The sequence below is a fragment of the Variovorax sp. YR216 genome (genome assembly GCF_900107745.1).
GTDB lineage: Bacteria > Pseudomonadota > Gammaproteobacteria > Burkholderiales > Burkholderiaceae_C > Variovorax.
The window spans coordinates 23040-39742 of the sequence record NZ_FNRO01000032.1 but is presented as its reverse complement, the minus strand read 5'-3'; the positions used below and the strand labels follow the sequence as shown (position 1 = coordinate 39742).

Sequence of the window (16703 nt, the reverse complement as noted above, 5' to 3'; positions counted from 1 at the left end):
CGCTCGACCGAAACGCCGCCCAGGTGGACGATGGCGTCGCAGCCGGCCACGAGCGCATCGACCGCCTTCTTGTCCGAGAGGTCGCAGGGCACGACTTCTTCATGAGGGCCCGCGGCCGGGGCGAGTGAAGCAATGTCCGATAGACGCAGGATGTCGGCGTAGGGGCGCAGGCGCTCGCGAAGCACCTTGCCGAGGCCGCCCGCGGCGCCGGTCAGGAGAAGCCGCTGCAGCGGGGGATGGTCGGACGTGCTGGTCATTGTTGGTAACGGGTGAAAAGCCGGCGCGCAGCCACGCTGGGATGCGACGCCGTGGAGTGCGTACCAAGAAGCTCAGTAGCTCAGTCCGTAGCCGAAGGGGTATAGCGTGTCGGACGCGTAGTACCCGGGGACGTCGGGATCCTGCGACTCGACGGCCTGCGGCTTGTTCGCCAGCGCCCAGGGAAGCTTGCCCTGCGGCTTGAACTTCCCGGTGAGCACGTCCATGAGGGCGACGTCACTCACGCCGTAGTTCGCGATGATCGCGCTTGCGTTCTTCAGGCCGCTCGCGTCATCCAGCACGTAAGGCTGGCGGAAGTAGATGCTGAGGATGACCTTCTTGCCGATAACACTGGCTTCTGCCATGGTGTCCTTGATGTCCAGCAGCGACGGTGACACCTTCCAGGACTGCGCTGTCGACATGCGTGTGAAGTCCAGGAAGTTCACCTCCCACGGATAGGCCCCGCCAAAGGCCAAGCCGTTGTCGATGCCATCCGGGTCATTGGCACCCCATGTCTTCCCTGTCGCCGGGTTGATGAACGCCGGGTTCGCTCCGGTGGCCGGGTCATTGCTGCCGTAGGCACCGCTGGAGTTGGTGACCTCCACTCGCAGGATGACGTAGTCCGTGTCGGCCGGGACCGGCGCACGCGTGTTTCCGTTGGCAGCGGTACGATCGCCCGCGGTGACGGAATACCCACCGTAAGCAGGATCGCTCAGCACGCTCGGATTCAGGTTGATCGTGTAGAGGTGCACCGGCACGGTGGCCGTCGCCGCGCGCAGCGGCAGTGCTCCATCGTTCTTCAACAGCGTCAGGGACTTCCGCTGCGCATCCAGAGCCTTCGCGCGGAAATCGTCCTTGCCGACGATCCCGTTGGCCAGGCTCGCGTCCACGTAGGGATTCTCGAACAACCCAAGCGCGAACTGCTCGCGAAGCAGGCGCTGCACGGCTTCGTCGAGGCGTGCCGGCGTCACGAGCCCCGCATTGATGACGTCGGTAATCTGCTGGTTGCTGTTGAATCCGGAAAGGACATCGGTACCCGCGTTGATCGCCGTGGCGATCCGCAGGTTCACGGTCGCGCTCTCCAGGCCCCACGCGCGCTGCGTGATGATGCCCGTGTCGGAGTTGACGTAACCGCCGAAACCCAGCTTGCCACGCAAAACATCGGTCAGCGCCTTCTTGTTGAAAGCGTAGCCAATCGGATCGAACGTGATGCCGTCATAGGTCAGGTTCTGCGGAACGCTGTAGTAAGCCATGATCGCCGAAACGCCCGCATCGATGGCTGCCTTGAAGGGCTTGATGTGATCCGGGAATCGGCCACCCACGTACGAGGCGTTTTTGCCGAAGGTGTAGTGTGCATCCAGGCCGCCCTGCATCGGTCCACCGCCAGGAAAATGCTTGATGGTCATCGCCACCTTCGTGGCCGGGCCGATCGGACCACCCTGGAAGGTGCCGACCAGGTTGGTCATGATCTGCGCGTTCAGGTCGGCATCCTCGCTGAACACCTCGTGCACGCGGAACCAGCGCGGTTCTGTCGCCAAGTCGGCCATGTAGCCATACGAGCCGCGCAGGCCGATCGCCGTCCACTCGGTTCCAGCGGTGGTGCCGAAATCGCGGATCACAGTCATGTCGCGCGTTGCCGCCAGTCCTGGTTCCTTCGGCCACTCGGAGAAGGAACCCGCCGACTCGTTGATTCCCCGCCGAGCGCTGCGGTCGTAGTGGTTGCGCGCATTCGACTTGAAGATCACCGGGATGCCCAGGCGCGTTCCTTCAGCGAGTGCCTGGACGGCGTTGGTGAACTCGGCCGCCTGCTGCGGGCTCACGTTCGTGGTGCTGTTCATCTGCACCGTGTTGCGAAAGATGAAGCGGGTCATCTTCTCGGTGTTGATGAAGCGATCCGCCGTCGTGCTGGCGATGGTGCTGGGCGGCACGGGCGCGTTCAGCGTGTCGATCATCAACATGCCCGCCTTCTCGGTGAGCGTCATTTTCGCCACGAGGTCCTTGGCGCGAACCTCCGGCGACAGTCGCCAGTCTTCGTAGGGATCGAGCTTGCCGTCGCCGTTGGCGTCGCGAAACTTGTAGCCGTCGACATCGAGGATGGCCTTGCTGCGAACGCCGAGGATCGGCTGGACGAGCGGGGGAGTGGACGAAGGTGGGCTGGACGAGGGGAGCTGAGCGTTGGAAGTGACCGAGGAATTCGAGCCACCGCCACAGCCTGTGAGCCCGAGGCTCGCAAGCATGACGCAACCCGTGGCCGCGATCCGCACGTGGGACGCGCGTCTGAATGTCATGTCTGTCTCCTGTATTGCCGCCGAAGGCGGTCATCCTTGATTTCTTGCCTGGTCCGCGGCGATCCCCGCAGGACGGATCGAAGTCTCAGCAAGGCAGACAGTTGCGTCCAATGCTAAATTTGAACTCGCCTGATACCTTTTGCGTAAGAGGACCCGATGGACCTGAGACAACTGAACTACTTCGCCGCGGTCGCGGAATCGAAGCACCTAGGACGTGCGGCGGAACGGCTGCACCTGTCGCAACCGCCGCTCACCCGCCAGATCCAGAGCCTGGAAAGCGAACTGGGCGTCCAGCTGTTCAAGCGCACGCCGCGCGGAATGGAAGTGACCAGTGCCGGCCAGGAGCTGCTCCAGCACGCGCTGTCGATCCGCGCGCTGGTGGAGCAGGCGGCGGAACGCACGCGCCGCGCCGGTCGCGGCGAAGCCGGGCGGCTGGACGTCGGCGTCTATGGCTCGGCCATGTTCGGCATCGTGCCGAAAGTGCTCGCCGCCTTCAGCACCGCCCACCCGGAAGTGCAGGTCGTGCTGCACCATGCCCAGACACCGGTCCAACTGCCTGCCTTGCGTCAGAAGCGAGTTCAGCTCGTGTTCGAGCGCCTGCTGCCCGAAGAGCCGGACGTACAGGTGGAACGGGTCTGCAGCGAACCGGTGCTCGTGGCCTTGTCTGCAGATCACCGGCTGGCCAAGGACAAGCGCATCGACGTGGCGCAACTGCGCGACGAGACAGTGCTGATCGGGAGTTCCCCGTCGGGCGCCGCACAGGCAGTGGAACTCTGCCGCGCGCACGGGTTCGAACCTCGCATCGCGCCCCCGCTGACGGACGTGGTCACGGCCACACTGCTGGCGGCAACGGGCACGGGGGTGACCTTCGTCCCCGGCTCCATGACCAACGTCCAGTTCCCGGGGATCGCCTATCGGCCGATCAAGACCCGCATCAGGGCGACGATGGACTTGCACTGCTTCTACTTGCGCGGCGACGGCTCCCCGCTCCTCGCATCGATGCTCAAGACGATCCGCTCGCTTCGGCGAGAGTTGGCTGCCACCGCACGCTGATCGCACCGCTGGAGCCGCTTTGCCTGTCGTCAGTGTGGGCAGAAGAACCGCACAGGTGGGGGAGTGGAAAAACCCTGGGCTTCGCGCTGCGATTCGCGCTGACGAAAAGTCATGCAGTCGGCCGTCCAGCACTGCGGCACCCACTGTTGCCATGCAATGCGCGCCTTGCGGCGACCAGCGCACGCGTTGGCGTTTGGCCATGCGGGCGTTCGCGATCTCGTCGACGGACGCTTCGGCACGAGAAGTCGAGATCGGTAGGCCGGCCCGGTAACGGACTTGGTAGTCGATCAGAGCACTCTCGTCGTGGGCAAGGTAGGCGCGCAGATCGCGACAGTGAAGCAGAAATCTCCGCACCGCTTCTGGCCAAGAAGGGGAAGCTTGACGTGGTCAAGAGTTTCGTTCCAGTGGCCGAACTGGCGTCTGTCCCAGGCGTTCTGGTCGCCACGACAAAAGACTTCCCTCCCAACAGCGCCGCCGAGTTCATCGCCTATGTCCGGAAGAACCCAGGCAAGGTGAGCTATGCCTCGGCTGGCAACGGCAGCATGGCCCACCTGTCGTTTCAAGGCCTCGCGGAGCAGCAGAAGTTGGACTTGATTCACGTTCCATACAAGGGCGGTCCGGTCGCTCTGACCGACAACACAAGTGGACTGGTCCACCTGAACCTACTCAATGTGGCGTCTGCGGTGCCGCTCACCAATGACGACAAACTCAAAGCCATTGCCTTGAGCGCGCCGTCACCCCTGGAGCAACTCCCCACGGTACCGACCATGGCGGAATTGAACCTCGAAGGCGGGTACGGTGGCAACTGGCAAGGACTTTTCGTGAAGACTGGAATACCCGACATCGTGGTTGAGCGGCTGGCTGCCATCGCTGCCGCCGCACTGGCCTTGCCGGATGTTCAGTCGGGGTTCAAAGCAGCGAATCTTCCAATCTCCGTTTCGGCTTCGCCAAAGGCTCGCGGGCCAGGCCAAGAGGATCGGGTCGCTGGCGCTGGCCAACCGGTTGCCGTCGATCGGGGACGCCGCGCTCTTCTCCGCGGCCGGCGTTCTCATGAGCTACGGGCCCGACTACGACTACGCCGCCGATCGCACGGCCGACTATGTGGTGCGCATCTGGAAAGGTGCCACGCCCCGTGATCTCCCCGTCGAGCTCATCGCCAAGTTCGACCTCACCGTCAACGCGACCACGGCCGAGGCGCTGGGCGTCACGCTGCCGCGATCTGTCATGGTCATGGCTTCCCGCATTTACCGATAGCGGCCGGCGGTCGAACTCTATCGACCGTCGCAGGACCGTACAGGCACGAAGGGGTCTAGGGACAGAGTTGAACTGTCGAATGCCGCTCTGCAGCGTAAAGCCTCCTTCGAGAGGGCAGGGTGGATGGGCGGGTACGTGCCCGTTGCCGACATCTGCGTGAGCTTGTTGAACTGGAGCAACCGGCCATGAGCCGTCGTACGTGGCGTCATTTTCAGCGTCGAGTTTCATTTGCATTGCGGTCGAAGAAGAGAGAAACAGGGGCGTTGCCGCCGCCCCAGTTCGCTGGTCTCTCGCTAATGCATTTCAGCAAGGGCCTCCTTGACGCCTTCCTCACGTAGCGGAAAGTCGGCCCCTTCCAGGTGCAACGCAGCCTCTGCAGGCACGGGGGTCGCGCAATCCTTGTAGATCACACCATCCTTCATCACGAGCTGGATCTTGGCCGGATCGGTCAGGAGCGAAAGATCCTCCAGCGGATCGCCATCGACGAGCACGATGTCTGCCAGGAAGCCCGCCTTCAACTGGCCGAGTTCATCCGGGCGCAACATGATCTGGCCGCCCAGCTTGGTCGCTGCCAGCAATGCTTCCTTGGGCGTCATGCCGATGTAGTCCACGAAGTACTGCAAGTCATTGGCGTTGGTGCCGTGCGGCATCCACGCAAAGCCGTAGTCGCCGCCCGGCAGGATGCGGATGCCGCGCTGGCGCATCTTGCGCAGCGATGCCGAGGCGATCTCCAGCTCGCGCTTGTAGCCCATCTGCGTCGCGACAGCTTCGGTGATGCCGTACTCGGCGGCGTTGTAGGTGGTGCGGATGAGCCAGCCGATGCCAGGTGCGACAAAGTGCTTGTCCTTGGCCGCCTCGAGCATGTCGAGTGCTTCCTCGTCCGCAAAGCTCGCGTGGTAGACCATCTCGATGCCGTGGCGCACGCACTGCTTGACCGATTCGCTCGACCGCGCGTGCGCGGCCATGCGCTTGCCATAGCGCTTGGCTTCCTGCGCGAGCATCGCGACCTCTTCCTCCGCGAACGGTGACATCTCGGCCGGCAGGCCGGCAATGTATTCGCCGGACAAATTGATCTTGAGGTGATCGACGCCGTACTTGATGAAGGTGCGCGCCGACCTGCGGATGTCTTCCGGTCCGCTGCAAACGCTGCCGAAGCTCAGTTCCTCGAACTTCATGTGCGGCAGCGTGTTGTCCCCCAGCGCACCGATGGTGGTGATCTCCTGGCTGCCGGCGAGATAGCGCGGGCCGGGGAATTCGCCCGCTTCGATCGCGTTGCGCAGCACCACGTCAAGGCGCGGCTTGGCGGCGGCAGCTCCGATGGCGGAAGTCCACCCCATGTCCAGATAGCGCTTGGCCACGCGCACGCACCACAGTGTGTGTTCCTCGGGCGGCATGAACTGGATGGCGGCCAGGCTCGGCTGATCGTTCCACGAGAAATGCGTGTGGGCCTCGGTCATGCCGGGCATGAGGAAGCGGCCCCGTCCGTCGATGACGCGGGCGTCGTCGGTGCTCACGCGATTGGGCGCGCGGGCCACCTCGACGATGCGCTTGCCTTCGACGAGCACGTCTCCGGTGTAGGTGTCTTCGCCCGTTCCGTCGAAGATGCGGACGTTCGTGAATGCGATGCGGGTCATGGCTTGTCTCCTCCGGCCCGTGGTGCCGGAAATGGGTTGATGAAAGATGCTGAGATATGGGAAATCAGCGCAGCGATGCGTAGAACTGCTCGAGCTCCTGCATGCAGCGTTGCGGCTTCTCGAAGGTCGTCCAGTGGCCGCAGCCATCGAAGACCACTTGCCGCGATCCGGTGATGCGCGCTGCCATGGCGGCCACGTTGGCTGGCGGCGCGACGCCGTCCTGGTCGCCGGTGACAAGCAAGGTCGGCACGCCGATTCGCTCGATCTCCGCCGACTGTGCGGCGGCCAATGCCTCGCAGCTTTGCGCATAGCCTTCGGGCGGCTGGCGCATCACGCTTTCGCGCACCAGAGCTAGCACGGCGGGTTGCTCGGCCTTCGTCTCCGGGCTGGTGGCGCCCTTGACGATGGCGTCGGCAATCTCCTGCATGGCCGCCGCACCGCCACGCGCCGCCGCGGCACGCGCCACGATGTTCGGCCGGGCCGCATCGGGCGGCGCAACCAGCGGGCCGAACAGCGCGAGCGACTTGATCTTGCCGGGGTTGCGCACGGCCAGATGTTGCGCAACGACGGTGCCGAGCGAGTGCGCCATCACGTGTACTGACTCGACGCCCAGTCCAGCGAGCAAGGCTTCGAGCGATGCGGCATAGCCTTCGATCGACAGCGGCTCCGCGAGTAGCGGCGAACGTGCGCTTCCGGGCAGGTCCGGGCGGATTACTGTGAAGTCCGACAAGGCAGCCAGCAATGGCGTCCAGGTGTTCGAAGAACCGCCGAGGCCGTGGATGCACAGCAGCGGCTCGCCGTCGCCGTCGATCTCGACGGCCAGCCCGTTGATGATTTGAGTCGTCATCGCGTGGCGCCTCAGACGAACTTGTTCTCGATCGCACCCAGGCGATCGATCTCAACACGCACCACATCGCCCGCCTTCAGATAGCGCGGCGGCGACATGCCCATTCCCACGCCGGCCGGCGTTCCCGTGGCGATGACATCGCCCGGATACAGAGTGATGCCACGCGAGATCGTCTCGATCAGGGTCGGGACATCGAAGATCATGTTCTCGGTCGGGCCGTCCTGGCGCAACTCGCCGTTGACCCAGCAGCGCACGCGCGTCTTGGTCCCGTCGAATTCGTCGGCCGTGACGATCCACGGGCCCATAGGGCAGAACGTGTCGAAGGACTTGCCCATGTCCCACTGGCTGTGTCGAATCTGCACGTCACGCGCCGTCACGTCGTTGACGACCGTGTAACCGAACACATGCTCCATCGCCGCGGCGCGCGTGATGTTCTTGCCGCCCTTGCCGATGACCACGGCCAGTTCGGCTTCGTAGTCGATCTGCGTCGAGATCTCGCTGGGAACCAGCACGTCGTCGTGGGGGCCGACCACGCATTCGGGCACCTTGGTGAAGACGATGGGCCACTCGTCGGTCTTCGCTCCGCTGTCCTTGAAGACGGAGGCCGATAGTTCCTTGGCGTGGGCGTGGTAGTTGCGGCCGACGCACCAGAGGTTGCGCCTGGGCTTGGGCAGCGGCGCGTCCAGGGCGACATCCGCCACCTTGACGGCAGCGCCGGTCGCGATTGGCGCGGCAGCGCCTTCGGCCATGGATTCAATGATGCTTAGGGCACCCACTGCCGCTTGCTGCGGCGTCAGTTCGAGCGGTTGAATGGTCAGGCCGTCGTCGGAAACAAGTCCCACGCGGCGGGTGCCTTCGGCGATGTAAGTTGCGATGCGCATTTCAGTTTGCTCCTGTGATTTCTCTCTTCGGATTGCGGCTCCGATCAAGGCGCCGCGGGGATGGAGCAACTCTAAAAATGCTAGGCTTTTGGCGCTTATCGACGAATCCAGTGGCGTATCAGGGAGTCTGGTGCAGTGCTAGGTACTTACCCGGGTTCGTGGGAACTCAACGCTCGGCAAGGCGAACAATTGCACCTGACGACCCACCCTGGAAGGACCGGAAGAATGGCGGAGGCCTACGCGCTGCACGAGGGAGCTTTTGGCACTGCGATCGTTCTCGAATCGCGCGCCAACCTGGTGTCGCACGCCCATTCCGAATCGCAACTGGCGATGTGGCTCGGCGGGACGCGCGCAGTCGCCAACGTGGGCTCTGAGATCGTGCCCTACGGTGAGAACGTCGCGCTCGGCGTCAACGCCTTCGAGGCGCACGATATGGTCATGGAGGGCAGCGGCTCCTGCCTCTTTCTCGTCTTCATGCTTTCCAAGCAGTGGCTGGACGCGCTGGGCAGCGCAACCGGACGCAACTTCCGATTTCCTTCGCCGCGCGTTCCAATCAGCTCAGCAATGCGCCGCTCATGCTGGCGGGTGCTCGACCTGATCATCTCCGCCGACAAGTCGCGCCCGGCCATCGACGACGAAGTAGAGCGGCTTCTTGAGGCGGCCATTGCGGCTTCGACCACTGGTGGCGCCGAATCACCTGCGGGTTCCGTTGGCGTGATGCTTGACCATCGGCTGCGCAGCGCCATTGCCCACATGCGTGAACACGTTGCCGAGATCACGACCATCGATGAGATCGCGGCGAAGGTCGGACTGTCGCGCGCGCACTTCTTCGCTCTCTTTCGCGACCAGCTCAACACGACGCCTCAGGTGTTCTGGAGCGGCGTGCGGGTCGAGGAAGCAATGCGCCGCGTCGCTGAAGGCGGCGCGCTGACCGAGGTCGCGATGGATCTCGGTTTTTCAGCGCCAGGCAATTTTTCGCGATTCTTCAAGGAGCACACCGGCGTCTCGCCGTCGATTTTCAAGCGGGCGGCGCGCGATCCGTCGCCTGTGACCGTTACCGGCGTCCCCAGGGAGCAGTTCTAGGGCTGTCGGCTTAGGTGCCAGTTTTAGACCGCGACCTGGTACTGGCGGCTGCCATGATCGAACAACCGACGATCATCGACGCCCGCTTTGACCTCGGAAGCGGGCATCGCAAGATTGAATGGCCGTCAACACCGGCGAAGCATCGCGTTCGCAGAGCGGTGACGTGCGGCCAGGTTCGACTTACTCGCCGACATGGACGCCGGCGATACCAAGGTGCTCAATCTCGACCGAGATGTACGGCCAGGCTTGATCCACTCGGCCGGCGTGGCGCCGCCCGCCATCACGACCCATCCTGCTTGCAGCGGCCCCCCCGGCCGCGGCCGAGAGGCGCACCGCCGCTACGAGGGATCGCAGGGGATGGCCGTTGCTGAAGTCCTGGTGCGGATCGCCCCACGGACCGTTCACGAAGCCGTTACTTCTATCGATCAGATCATTGCCCGCAAATCGCACTTCTCCTGTTGCAAGGCTCAAGCCGAGGCCCGAGCGGCAGATACCGCGGCACGCAGCGCCAGCAGATAGCTGTCCGAGCCGAAGCCGCAGATCTGCCCCCTCACGATCTCCGCGAACACCGAGCGATGGCGGAACTCCTCGCGCGCATGGATGTTGGACATGTGCAGCTCGACCACCGGCACCGTGAGGATCGCCAACGCATCGCGGATGCCGAAGCTGTAGTGCGTCCAGGCGCCGGCGTTGATGAGCACCGCGTCGACGCCATCCGCGAAGCCCTGATGGATGCGCTCGCACATCGCGCTCTCGCTGTTGGTCTGGAAGCTCTCGATCTCGGCGCCGAGTTCCTTTCCCAGCGCCTTCAACTGTGCATCAATCTCGGCCAACGTCGTGGTGCCGTACTGCTTCGGGTCGCGCTTGCCGAACATGTTGTGATTGATGCCGTGCAGCATGAGGATCTTCATGAGTGTTTCCTGCAAGGCTCAGACCAACGGAATGGTCATGCGGTCGATGACCGCCCGGGTGTCGGGCCGAACGCCCCGCCACCATACGAAGGCTTCTGCAGCCTGCTCGACGAGCATGCCGACGCCGTCAGCCAGCTTCGGCACGCCGGCGTTGTGTGCCAGTCGCAGGAAGGGTGTCAGACCCTTGCCGTAAGCGAGTTCATAGGCCAGCTTCGCGTTTCGAAGCGCCACGGCCGGGACCGGGGGCAGCTCGGCCTTCAGACTGGCGGATGTGCCGTTGATGACGATGTCGAATCGCTCCCTCGCAAGGTCGCCATAGCTGCAACTGTGTACCCGACCGTGCGCGCCCAACTGCGTCGCGAGGTCGCTCGCCTTGGACTCGGTGCGGTTCGCCAGCACGAGCAGTTCGGGTTGTTGCGCCAGGAACGGCAGCAATGCGCCGCGCACTGCGCCACCCGCACCCAGCACCAGCATGCGTGCGCCCTTGAGTGCAAAGCCCAGGTTGCGCTGGATGTCGTTGGTCAGGCCCACGCCGTCGAAGTTGTCGGCAATGATGCGGTCGCCCTCGAACTTGAGCGCGTTGGTGGCACCAGCCAATTCGGCGCGTTCGAGCCGCTCCGTCGCCAAGGCGAAGGCCTGTAGCTTGAAGGGGGCCGTCACGTTCATGCCCAGGCCGCCCGCCTTGCGGAATGCATGCACGTCATCGGCAAAGTGCTCGAGCGAGCCTTCAATCGCGACGTAGTCGATGTCCTGACCGGTGTCCTTCGCAAAGCTGCCGTGAATCATCGGCGACTTGGTGTGGCCGATGGGGTTGCCAATGACGGCGTACTTGTCTGTCATTTCAATGTCTCTTCATGCGCTGTAGAGCACGCCGTCGGCCTGCATGTCGGCGATCTGCGCGGCGTCGAAACCGAGGCTGGCCGCGATCTCCGCGTTGTGCTCGCCCAGTTCGGGTGCCACCTGCGTGATCGAGGTGTCGCAACCCGACATGCGAAAGGGCAGATTGGGCAGGCGGATCTTCCCGAGCACGGGGTGGTCCTGCTCGACCACCATGCCGCGCGCCTGGATCTGCGGGTCGGCCAAAACCTCGTCGATGCGCTGCACCTTGGCGCAGGGCACGTCGATGCCGTCGAGGATCTTGAGTACTTCGGCCACCGGCCGCGCCGCGACCCAGGGCCTGACGACTTCGAGAATCTCGAGGCGATTCGCATTGCGTCCGCCCGCGGCATGCAGTCGCGTGTCGCTACCGAAGCCCGCTGGCCCGCCAGTCTGCTCGACCAGGGCGGCAAAGCGCTTCCATGCGTCGTCGACCTGGGCGGCGATGACCAGATCGCCGTCCTGCGCGCGGAACACGCCGTAGAGCGTCGAATTGGGCATGTCGTGGCCGGTCTGCACGGGCACCTCCTTGCCGTCCGAGAGCGTGTAGCACTGCACCGCGTACTCGTGCATCGACACCAGGGTGTCGTACAGCGCCATGTCGATGTGTTGGCCACGGCCCGACTTCACGCGACCCAGCAGCGCGGCGTTGATCGCAGCCACGGCGTGGATGCCGGTGTACATGTCGCCCAGCGAGATGCGCAGCAGCGGCGGCGCCTCACCGGGGTTGCCGACCATCTGCATGATGCCGCTCTTGGCCTCGGCGATGAGGCCGAAGCCGGCGCGGTGCGAGTCCGGGCCTGTGTGGCCATACGCGGAGATCGAGCAGTACACGAGGCCCGGATTCGTCTCGGCCAGCTCCGCATAGCCCAAGCCCAGCTTGTCCAGCGCACCGGGGCGGTAGTTCTCGACGAACACGTCGGCGCTGTCGACCAGCTTCTTCATCAACGCGCGGCCCCGCGGGTCCTTGGTGTTGACCGACAGTCCCTTCTTGCCCATGTTCTGCTGGAGGAAGTAGCCGCTGTGGTCGCCCACGAACCAGGCGTGCTGCCGGCCCGCGTCGCCGGTGCCGGGTCGCTCGACCTTGATGACTTCGGCGCCCAGTGCCGCGAGGCATCGGCCCACATAGGGACCCGCGAGGAAGTGGCTGTAGTCGATGACGCGGATGCCGGCCAGTGGCAACGCCTGTTGTGCGGCGGCGTTCATGCCGACTTCCTTGGCACCATCACGCGGTGCTCGCCCTTTTGCACGACTTCGTCGCGCTGATTGATCAGTTCAGACGGCAACACCAGGATGCCCCAACCCGGCTTGCTCTTCGACTCGCGCTTAGTGCCAACGTGGAACCTCACTCGCACCGTGTCACCGAGCTTGATGGGCGCGACGAAGGTCCATTCCCAGCCCAGCGACATGCCGGGCATGAAGCGCATGTCGCTCTTGGTCTTCAGGCCATCGGCCACCGACAGGCCGAACAAGCCGTGAGCCACTCGGGTGCCAAACGGCGTGGTGCGGGCATAGGCCTCATCGGTGTGCACGGGCGTGTGGTCGCCGGTGAGGTCGGCGTAGGCCATCACGCGAGCTTCGGTCACTTCATAGGGCGGGCTGATGCACTCTTCGCCGACGACGGCGTCGTCCCAATACTTGTCTTCGAAATACTTGTCTTCGATGGTGAGGGTGGTCATAGTGGGTGTCTCTGGTTGATTGAGTAATTCAGGCGCGGGGATCGATGGCCAGGGCCCTGGCGACTGCGCCGGGGCTGGCCTGGATGAACTCGACGGCCAAGCCATCGGGCAGGCGCAACCAATTGCGGCCTTGCGACATCTCGGTGACGCCGAAGGCCTGCGCGGCGGTGAGCGCAGCCTCAAGGTCTTCACACATGACGCCCAGATGACCCAGGCGCCCTTCGGGGCCGGCGAAATCTGGCTTGGCGATGAACTGCATGCCGCCGAGCGTCCAGTACTGGATGGGCTCCTCGACGGTGCCCTGTACTTCTCGCATGGTCATGCCGCAGACGTCGTGGAAGAACTTGATGTGCCAGTGGATGTCGCGGACCCAGATGGCGACGTGCTCGACATAGGCCTTGGGAGGTGTGGCGCCGGCGCTCATTTCGCCTCCATCCGGCGTTCGATGCCCTTGATCGCGGCGACCAGCGTCTGGTTGACCGGCGTTGGCACGTTGTATTTCTGGCCCGTGCGCACCACCGAGCCGTTGATGAAGTCGATCTCGGTGATCGAGTCCTTCTCGAGGCTTTGGAGCATCGAGGTCTTGAACTCGTAGGGCAGGCCCTGGGCCGCCATCACCCACGCGTCGCGCGGTGCCTTGATCGACAGCTTGACGCCGCTGGCCTCGGCAACCGCCATGGCCTCGGCAACCGCGGCAATGGCCGTCGCCTCGATCTCCGGGACCGCGTACAGACTGCCGTAGACCTGGCCCGTGATGCCGCTCAGCGCCCCGGTCGAGACGTTGATGAGGAGCTTGTCCCACATCACGCCCATGATGTTGTCGCTGACCTCGCAGGGCAACTCGGCGCGCTCGAATTCGGCGGCGATCGCCTTGGCGCGTTCGGTGATGCGGCCATCGAACTCGCCGATCACCGTGCGCTTGCCCTGCGTGCCGGCAATGATGTTTCCCGGCCCGAGCATCACGCCGCCCACGTAGGTCTTGCCGGCCAGCACATGCTCGCGGCCCGCGACATCGGCCAGAATTTCCTCATGGCCCATGCCGTTCTGCAGCGACATCAGCGCCGTGTGCGGGCCGATGATCGACAGCGCGCCTTCGATGGCCGAACGCGTGTGAAAGGACTTGACCAGGACGATCACAAGGTCCGGCGCTTCCAGCCCCTTGCTGTCGAGCGCAGCGCGCACCTTGACCACGCGCTCAGCATCACCCACCTTCATGCGCAGGCCGTCGCGGTTGATCGCGTGCACGTGGGCCTGGAACGGGTCGATCAGCGTCACATCGGACCCTGCCGCCGCGAGGGTCCCACCGATGGCGCAGCCAAGTGCACCGGCGCCGAGAAAGTAGATCTTCATGTGAGTCTCCGTTTGGAATGACTCAACGATAGATTTCCACCTCCATGTTGCCTATGGCATGGGTGGAATGGCCTACATTCTGTTTTGAAATGGAGATGGTGCATGGACATCGATGACGACAGCGACGACGGCACGGCCCTTCTCAGCATCAAGCTGCTGCGCCTGTTCGACTTGCTCTTCAGCACGAACAGCGTGACGCGGGCAGGTGAGGCCATGGGCCAGAGCCAGCCGACGGTGAGCAACTGGCTCGGAAGGCTACGCCGGCAATTGGGCGACGAACTGTTCGTGCGGACCGCCGCTGGCATGCAGGCGACGCCGCGCGCGGAGGAATTGATCGTGCCGGTGCGCGAGGCGCTGGCCGCGCTGCGTCGCGTGGCCGCGCCGGCCGAAGCCTTCGACCCGTCAGTCGCAACGCGGCGATTTCGCATCTGCATGACCGATGCGAGTCACATCACGTTACTGCCGCGCCTGCTCGCCCACGTACGCGCCGTGGCGCCCGGCGTTCGCCTCGAAGCCGCACGCATCGACGACCAGACCGGGCAGGCGCTGCAATCCGGCCAGGCGGACCTCGCAATCGGACTGGTGCCCTGGCTAGAGACAGGCTTCTATCAGCAAGTGCTCTATCCACAGGACTGGGTGTGCCTCGTGAACGCACGCCATCCGCGCATCGGCGCCAAGGGCCTGGGTCTGCGCGACTACAAAGCGGAGGCACATATCGGCATCGTCGGGGGCACCGGCGTTCAGTTGCTCGAAGCGGCATTGGAGCGCCAGCACGTCGAGCGGCGCATCCTGCTGGAGCTGCCAGGATTTCTCGGCCTGGCGGCGATCGTGTCGACGACCGACCTGGTCGCGACCGTGCCACGGCATATCGGCGAGACCCTCGCCACCTCAAGTGCCGGCGACTTGAACGTGCACGACTGCCCGGTGCCGATTCCCCCCTTCACCGTCAAGCAGCACTGGCACGCTCGCTATCACCAGGACTCGGCCAATCGCTGGCTGCGCGCCTTGTGCGAAGAACTGTTCGCGGCCAAGCCCTCGAAGGCCAAGCCGCGAAAGTAGTTGCAGGTACAGCCGACTATCAACTCGCGACTCGGTCCGATCGTCCCCATGTTCGGTGGCCGCTTTCGCATGCATACCCAGCTATTGAGCGAACAAGACCGATCGACGGCAGAGGGCCCGGAATTGCCATCGAAAGGCCGACCGGCAAATTCCGTTGTGCAGCGAGTGCAGTCCTTAAAGAGGGCGGGGCGGACTGCGGCTTCGTGCCCGTTGCAGACATGTGCGTGAGCTGGTCGAACTAGAGCCCTCGGCCAGGGGCGTCAGATGCGAAGGAACACTGGAATGACCGCTTCACACGACTGCGGTCATTCGCCCATTCCATCCCTAAGCTTCATTTTGCATCCGGCACCCGCCTGGTTTGCAGGAAGTCCTCCAGGCTCTCACCGCGCATCGAGGCGTAGACCTCGAGGTTCGTGTGCTTCACCACACGCGCGAACTTCTCCAGCACGAAGAAGTTCACGCCGTGCCGAATCAGGCCAATCCAGTCGCGCGCTCTGACGAGTGCGCGTTCCTCATCGCTCAGCCCTGCCTCTCGCATGAGGGCCGCCTCGTCCTTGACGAAACGCTCGCGCCAGGCAGGCTGCGTCAGGCGCCAGAAGAATCGGTTGATCTTCAGCGCACGATTGCTGACCCTAAGATCGAAGACGTAGGTGCCTTCGAGTTGCTCGGCTCCTTCCAGTTGCGGGTTCATGCGCAGCCATCCTCGAAGACCGCGACCGTCATTGCCGTCGTGGTGGCCAGGTAGTAGTTCTGATGCACTTTGCGCACGCGATCGCCTATCGCGCCGCGCATCGCCAGCCACATGATCTGCTCGACGCTTTCCGCGCCGCCGAGCCGCATGTAGTCGGCGTGCTTCATCGCTGCGAGCTTCTCGGGCTGGTGCTCGAGCAGGTGCAGGAACTCGTGGTCCCACTGCTCGTTGTTGAAGCCAGTGCGCTCGCCGTGAACCTGATGCGACAAGCCGCCTGTGCCGACGACTGCGACTCGCAAGTCCTGAGGGTAGCTCTCGATCGCCCGGCGGACAGTTTGCCCGAGCTTCCAGCAGCGCCTCGCGGTCGGCAGCGGAAACTGAAGCACGTTGACGGCAATCGGAACCAACGTGCCCGGCCAATCCGGCCTATGAGGCCATAGCAGCGGCAGCGGTGAAGCGCATCCGTGGTCGAGCGGCCTGTCCTGGAACGTTGCGATGTCGAATTCGTCGTTCACCAACGATTCCGCCATGTGCGCCTGGAACTCCACGTCGCCGCGTACCGGCGGCAAGTCGCGAAGCCCGGCGCCTTCGTCGGCGATCTGGAATCGTTCGCCGATGCCCAACGAGAAGGTCGGATAGAGGTCGAAGAAGAAGGCAGAGCAGTGGTCGTTGTAGAAGAAGACGAGCGTGTCGACCTCTTTCTCCCTGAGCCACTGCGCCACCGGCCGGTAACCGTCGAAGAGCGGCTTCCACGCCGGATCTTCCTGCTTGCCCTTGTCGTACGCCACGCCGATCGTGGGAACGTGGGAGGTGCCGATGCCGCCAACGATATGTGCCACGGT

At 64.1% G+C, this 16703-nt stretch carries 17 protein-coding genes and 3 pseudogenes; 5 read left to right on the top strand and 15 right to left on the bottom strand.

Going from position 1 to position 16703, the window contains the following annotated elements; translation table 11 throughout:
* Together BLW05_RS34775 and BLW05_RS34770 are read right to left on the bottom strand one after the other, a co-directional pair.
* Positions 1-257, bottom strand: a 257-nt coding sequence (locus BLW05_RS34775; RefSeq protein ID WP_143045028.1) for an NAD-dependent epimerase/dehydratase family protein, incomplete at its 3' end; no start/stop codon positions are given.
* A 72-nt stretch (positions 258-329) separates the two neighbouring features.
* A complete protein-coding gene (locus BLW05_RS34770) occupies positions 330-2543 on the bottom strand; it encodes a glycoside hydrolase family 3 protein (protein WP_093169421.1) in 2214 nt (737 codons plus the stop codon).
* Positions 2544-2699: 156 nt separating this feature from the next.
* Between BLW05_RS34770 and BLW05_RS34765 the strand changes: the two genes are divergently transcribed.
* Positions 2700-3596, top strand: a complete 897-nt coding sequence (locus BLW05_RS34765) for a LysR substrate-binding domain-containing protein (protein ID WP_093169419.1) — start codon at positions 2700-2702, stop codon at positions 3594-3596.
* Positions 3597-3710: 114 nt separating this feature from the next.
* On the opposite strand, the pseudogene BLW05_RS36730 reads toward BLW05_RS34765, so the two are convergent.
* A pseudogene (locus BLW05_RS36730) lies at positions 3711-3920 on the bottom strand (ISKra4 family transposase); the annotation flags it as partial.
* Positions 3921-3940: 20 nt separating this feature from the next.
* On the opposite strand from BLW05_RS36730, the pseudogene BLW05_RS37000 reads away from it, so the two are divergent.
* Positions 3941-4486 (top strand): annotated as a pseudogene (locus BLW05_RS37000) (Bug family tripartite tricarboxylate transporter substrate binding protein); the annotation flags it as partial.
* Positions 4487-4490: 4 nt separating this feature from the next.
* Complete coding sequence (locus BLW05_RS36725) at positions 4491-4850, top strand: ABC transporter substrate binding protein (protein WP_143045026.1); 360 nt, start codon at positions 4491-4493, stop codon at positions 4848-4850.
* 293 nt (positions 4851-5143) lie between these two features.
* Here BLW05_RS36725 and BLW05_RS34750 read toward each other — a convergent pair whose 3' ends face one another.
* The 3 genes from BLW05_RS34750 to BLW05_RS34740 form a co-directional block, all read right to left on the bottom strand.
* The gene (locus tag BLW05_RS34750) at positions 5144-6484 is read right to left on the bottom strand and encodes a metal-dependent hydrolase family protein (protein WP_093169417.1); all 1341 of its coding nucleotides are present in this window, start codon (positions 6482-6484) and stop codon (positions 5144-5146) included.
* A 64-nt stretch (positions 6485-6548) separates the two neighbouring features.
* Positions 6549-7331 carry an alpha/beta fold hydrolase gene (locus BLW05_RS34745; protein WP_093169415.1) on the bottom strand — a complete coding sequence of 261 codons (783 nt, stop codon included), beginning with the start codon at positions 7329-7331 and terminating at the stop codon, positions 6549-6551.
* Positions 7332-7342: 11 nt separating this feature from the next.
* Positions 7343-8212: a fumarylacetoacetate hydrolase family protein gene (locus BLW05_RS34740; protein ID WP_093169413.1), complete on the bottom strand. Its 870-nt coding sequence runs from the start codon at positions 8210-8212 to the stop codon at positions 7343-7345.
* 225 nt (positions 8213-8437) lie between these two features.
* Between BLW05_RS34740 and BLW05_RS34735 the strand changes: the two genes are divergently transcribed.
* The gene (locus BLW05_RS34735; RefSeq protein WP_093169411.1) at positions 8438-9295 is read left to right on the top strand and encodes a helix-turn-helix domain-containing protein; all 858 of its coding nucleotides are present in this window, start codon (positions 8438-8440) and stop codon (positions 9293-9295) included.
* A gap of 180 nt (positions 9296-9475) precedes the next feature.
* Here BLW05_RS34735 and BLW05_RS36720 read toward each other — a convergent pair.
* The 7 genes and pseudogenes from BLW05_RS36720 to BLW05_RS34700 all read right to left on the bottom strand — a co-directional run.
* Positions 9476-9712 (bottom strand): annotated as a pseudogene (locus BLW05_RS36720) (4-oxalocrotonate decarboxylase); the annotation flags it as partial.
* A gap of 50 nt (positions 9713-9762) precedes the next feature.
* Complete coding sequence (gene aroQ / locus BLW05_RS34725) at positions 9763-10206, bottom strand: type II 3-dehydroquinate dehydratase (RefSeq protein ID WP_093169409.1); 444 nt, start codon at positions 10204-10206, stop codon at positions 9763-9765.
* A gap of 18 nt (positions 10207-10224) precedes the next feature.
* Entirely contained in the window at positions 10225-11046 is an 822-nt protein-coding gene (gene aroE / locus BLW05_RS34720; RefSeq protein ID WP_093169407.1) for a shikimate dehydrogenase, read from the bottom strand.
* Positions 11047-11058: 12 nt separating this feature from the next.
* Entirely contained in the window at positions 11059-12288 is a 1230-nt protein-coding gene (locus BLW05_RS34715) for a CaiB/BaiF CoA transferase family protein (protein WP_093169406.1), read from the bottom strand.
* Positions 12285-12761, bottom strand: a complete 477-nt coding sequence (locus BLW05_RS34710) for a MaoC family dehydratase (protein ID WP_093169404.1) — start codon at positions 12759-12761, stop codon at positions 12285-12287. Before BLW05_RS34710 ends, BLW05_RS34715 begins: the two co-directional genes overlap by 4 nt.
* Before the next feature lie 28 nt (positions 12762-12789).
* Positions 12790-13185, bottom strand: a complete 396-nt coding sequence (locus tag BLW05_RS34705; RefSeq protein WP_093169402.1) for a VOC family protein — start codon at positions 13183-13185, stop codon at positions 12790-12792.
* The gene (locus BLW05_RS34700; protein ID WP_093169400.1) at positions 13182-14111 is read right to left on the bottom strand and encodes a ketopantoate reductase family protein; all 930 of its coding nucleotides are present in this window, start codon (positions 14109-14111) and stop codon (positions 13182-13184) included. The genes BLW05_RS34705 and BLW05_RS34700 overlap by 4 nt, the downstream gene beginning before the upstream one ends.
* 102 nt (positions 14112-14213) lie before the next feature.
* Between BLW05_RS34700 and BLW05_RS34695 the strand changes: the two genes are divergently transcribed.
* Entirely contained in the window at positions 14214-15170 is a 957-nt protein-coding gene (locus BLW05_RS34695; protein WP_093169398.1) for a LysR family transcriptional regulator, read from the top strand.
* A gap of 331 nt (positions 15171-15501) precedes the next feature.
* Here BLW05_RS34695 and BLW05_RS34690 read toward each other — a convergent pair whose 3' ends face one another.
* Together BLW05_RS34690 and BLW05_RS34685 are read right to left on the bottom strand one after the other, a co-directional pair.
* Positions 15502-15861: a protocatechuate 3,4-dioxygenase gene (locus BLW05_RS34690; protein WP_093169396.1), complete on the bottom strand. Its 360-nt coding sequence runs from the start codon at positions 15859-15861 to the stop codon at positions 15502-15504.
* Positions 15858-16700 carry a gallate dioxygenase gene (locus BLW05_RS34685; protein ID WP_093169429.1) on the bottom strand — a complete coding sequence of 281 codons (843 nt, stop codon included), beginning with the start codon at positions 16698-16700 and terminating at the stop codon, positions 15858-15860. The genes BLW05_RS34690 and BLW05_RS34685 overlap by 4 nt, the downstream gene beginning before the upstream one ends.
* Between the last annotated feature and the right edge of the window lie 3 nt (positions 16701-16703).

What these genes read in the sequence shown, in the direction of transcription:
- BLW05_RS34715 (WP_093169406.1), bottom strand. Translation starts at nt 12,288, where the DNA reads ATGAACGCCGCCGCACAACAGGCGTTGCCACTGGCCGGCATCCGCGTC.
- BLW05_RS34695 (WP_093169398.1), top strand. Translation starts at nt 14,214, where the DNA reads ATGGACATCGATGACGACAGCGACGACGGCACGGCCCTTCTCAGCATC.
- BLW05_RS34710 (WP_093169404.1), bottom strand. Translation starts at nt 12,761, where the DNA reads ATGACCACCCTCACCATCGAAGACAAGTATTTCGAAGACAAGTATTGG.
- aroE (WP_093169407.1), bottom strand. Translation starts at nt 11,046, where the DNA reads ATGACAGACAAGTACGCCGTCATTGGCAACCCCATCGGCCACACCAAG.
- BLW05_RS34735 (WP_093169411.1), top strand. Translation starts at nt 8,438, where the DNA reads ATGGCGGAGGCCTACGCGCTGCACGAGGGAGCTTTTGGCACTGCGATC.
- aroQ (WP_093169409.1), bottom strand. Translation starts at nt 10,206, where the DNA reads ATGAAGATCCTCATGCTGCACGGCATCAATCACAACATGTTCGGCAAG.
- BLW05_RS34765 (WP_093169419.1), top strand. Translation starts at nt 2,700, where the DNA reads ATGGACCTGAGACAACTGAACTACTTCGCCGCGGTCGCGGAATCGAAG.
- BLW05_RS34770 (WP_093169421.1), bottom strand. Translation starts at nt 2,543, where the DNA reads ATGACATTCAGACGCGCGTCCCACGTGCGGATCGCGGCCACGGGTTGC.
- BLW05_RS34705 (WP_093169402.1), bottom strand. Translation starts at nt 13,185, where the DNA reads ATGAGCGCCGGCGCCACACCTCCCAAGGCCTATGTCGAGCACGTCGCC.
- BLW05_RS34690 (WP_093169396.1), bottom strand. Translation starts at nt 15,861, where the DNA reads ATGAACCCGCAACTGGAAGGAGCCGAGCAACTCGAAGGCACCTACGTC.
- BLW05_RS34700 (WP_093169400.1), bottom strand. Translation starts at nt 14,111, where the DNA reads ATGAAGATCTACTTTCTCGGCGCCGGTGCACTTGGCTGCGCCATCGGT.
- BLW05_RS34740 (WP_093169413.1), bottom strand. Translation starts at nt 8,212, where the DNA reads ATGCGCATCGCAACTTACATCGCCGAAGGCACCCGCCGCGTGGGACTT.
- BLW05_RS34745 (WP_093169415.1), bottom strand. Translation starts at nt 7,331, where the DNA reads ATGACGACTCAAATCATCAACGGGCTGGCCGTCGAGATCGACGGCGAC.
- BLW05_RS36725 (WP_143045026.1), top strand. Translation starts at nt 4,491, where the DNA reads ATGTTCAGTCGGGGTTCAAAGCAGCGAATCTTCCAATCTCCGTTTCGG.
- BLW05_RS34750 (WP_093169417.1), bottom strand. Translation starts at nt 6,484, where the DNA reads ATGACCCGCATCGCATTCACGAACGTCCGCATCTTCGACGGAACGGGC.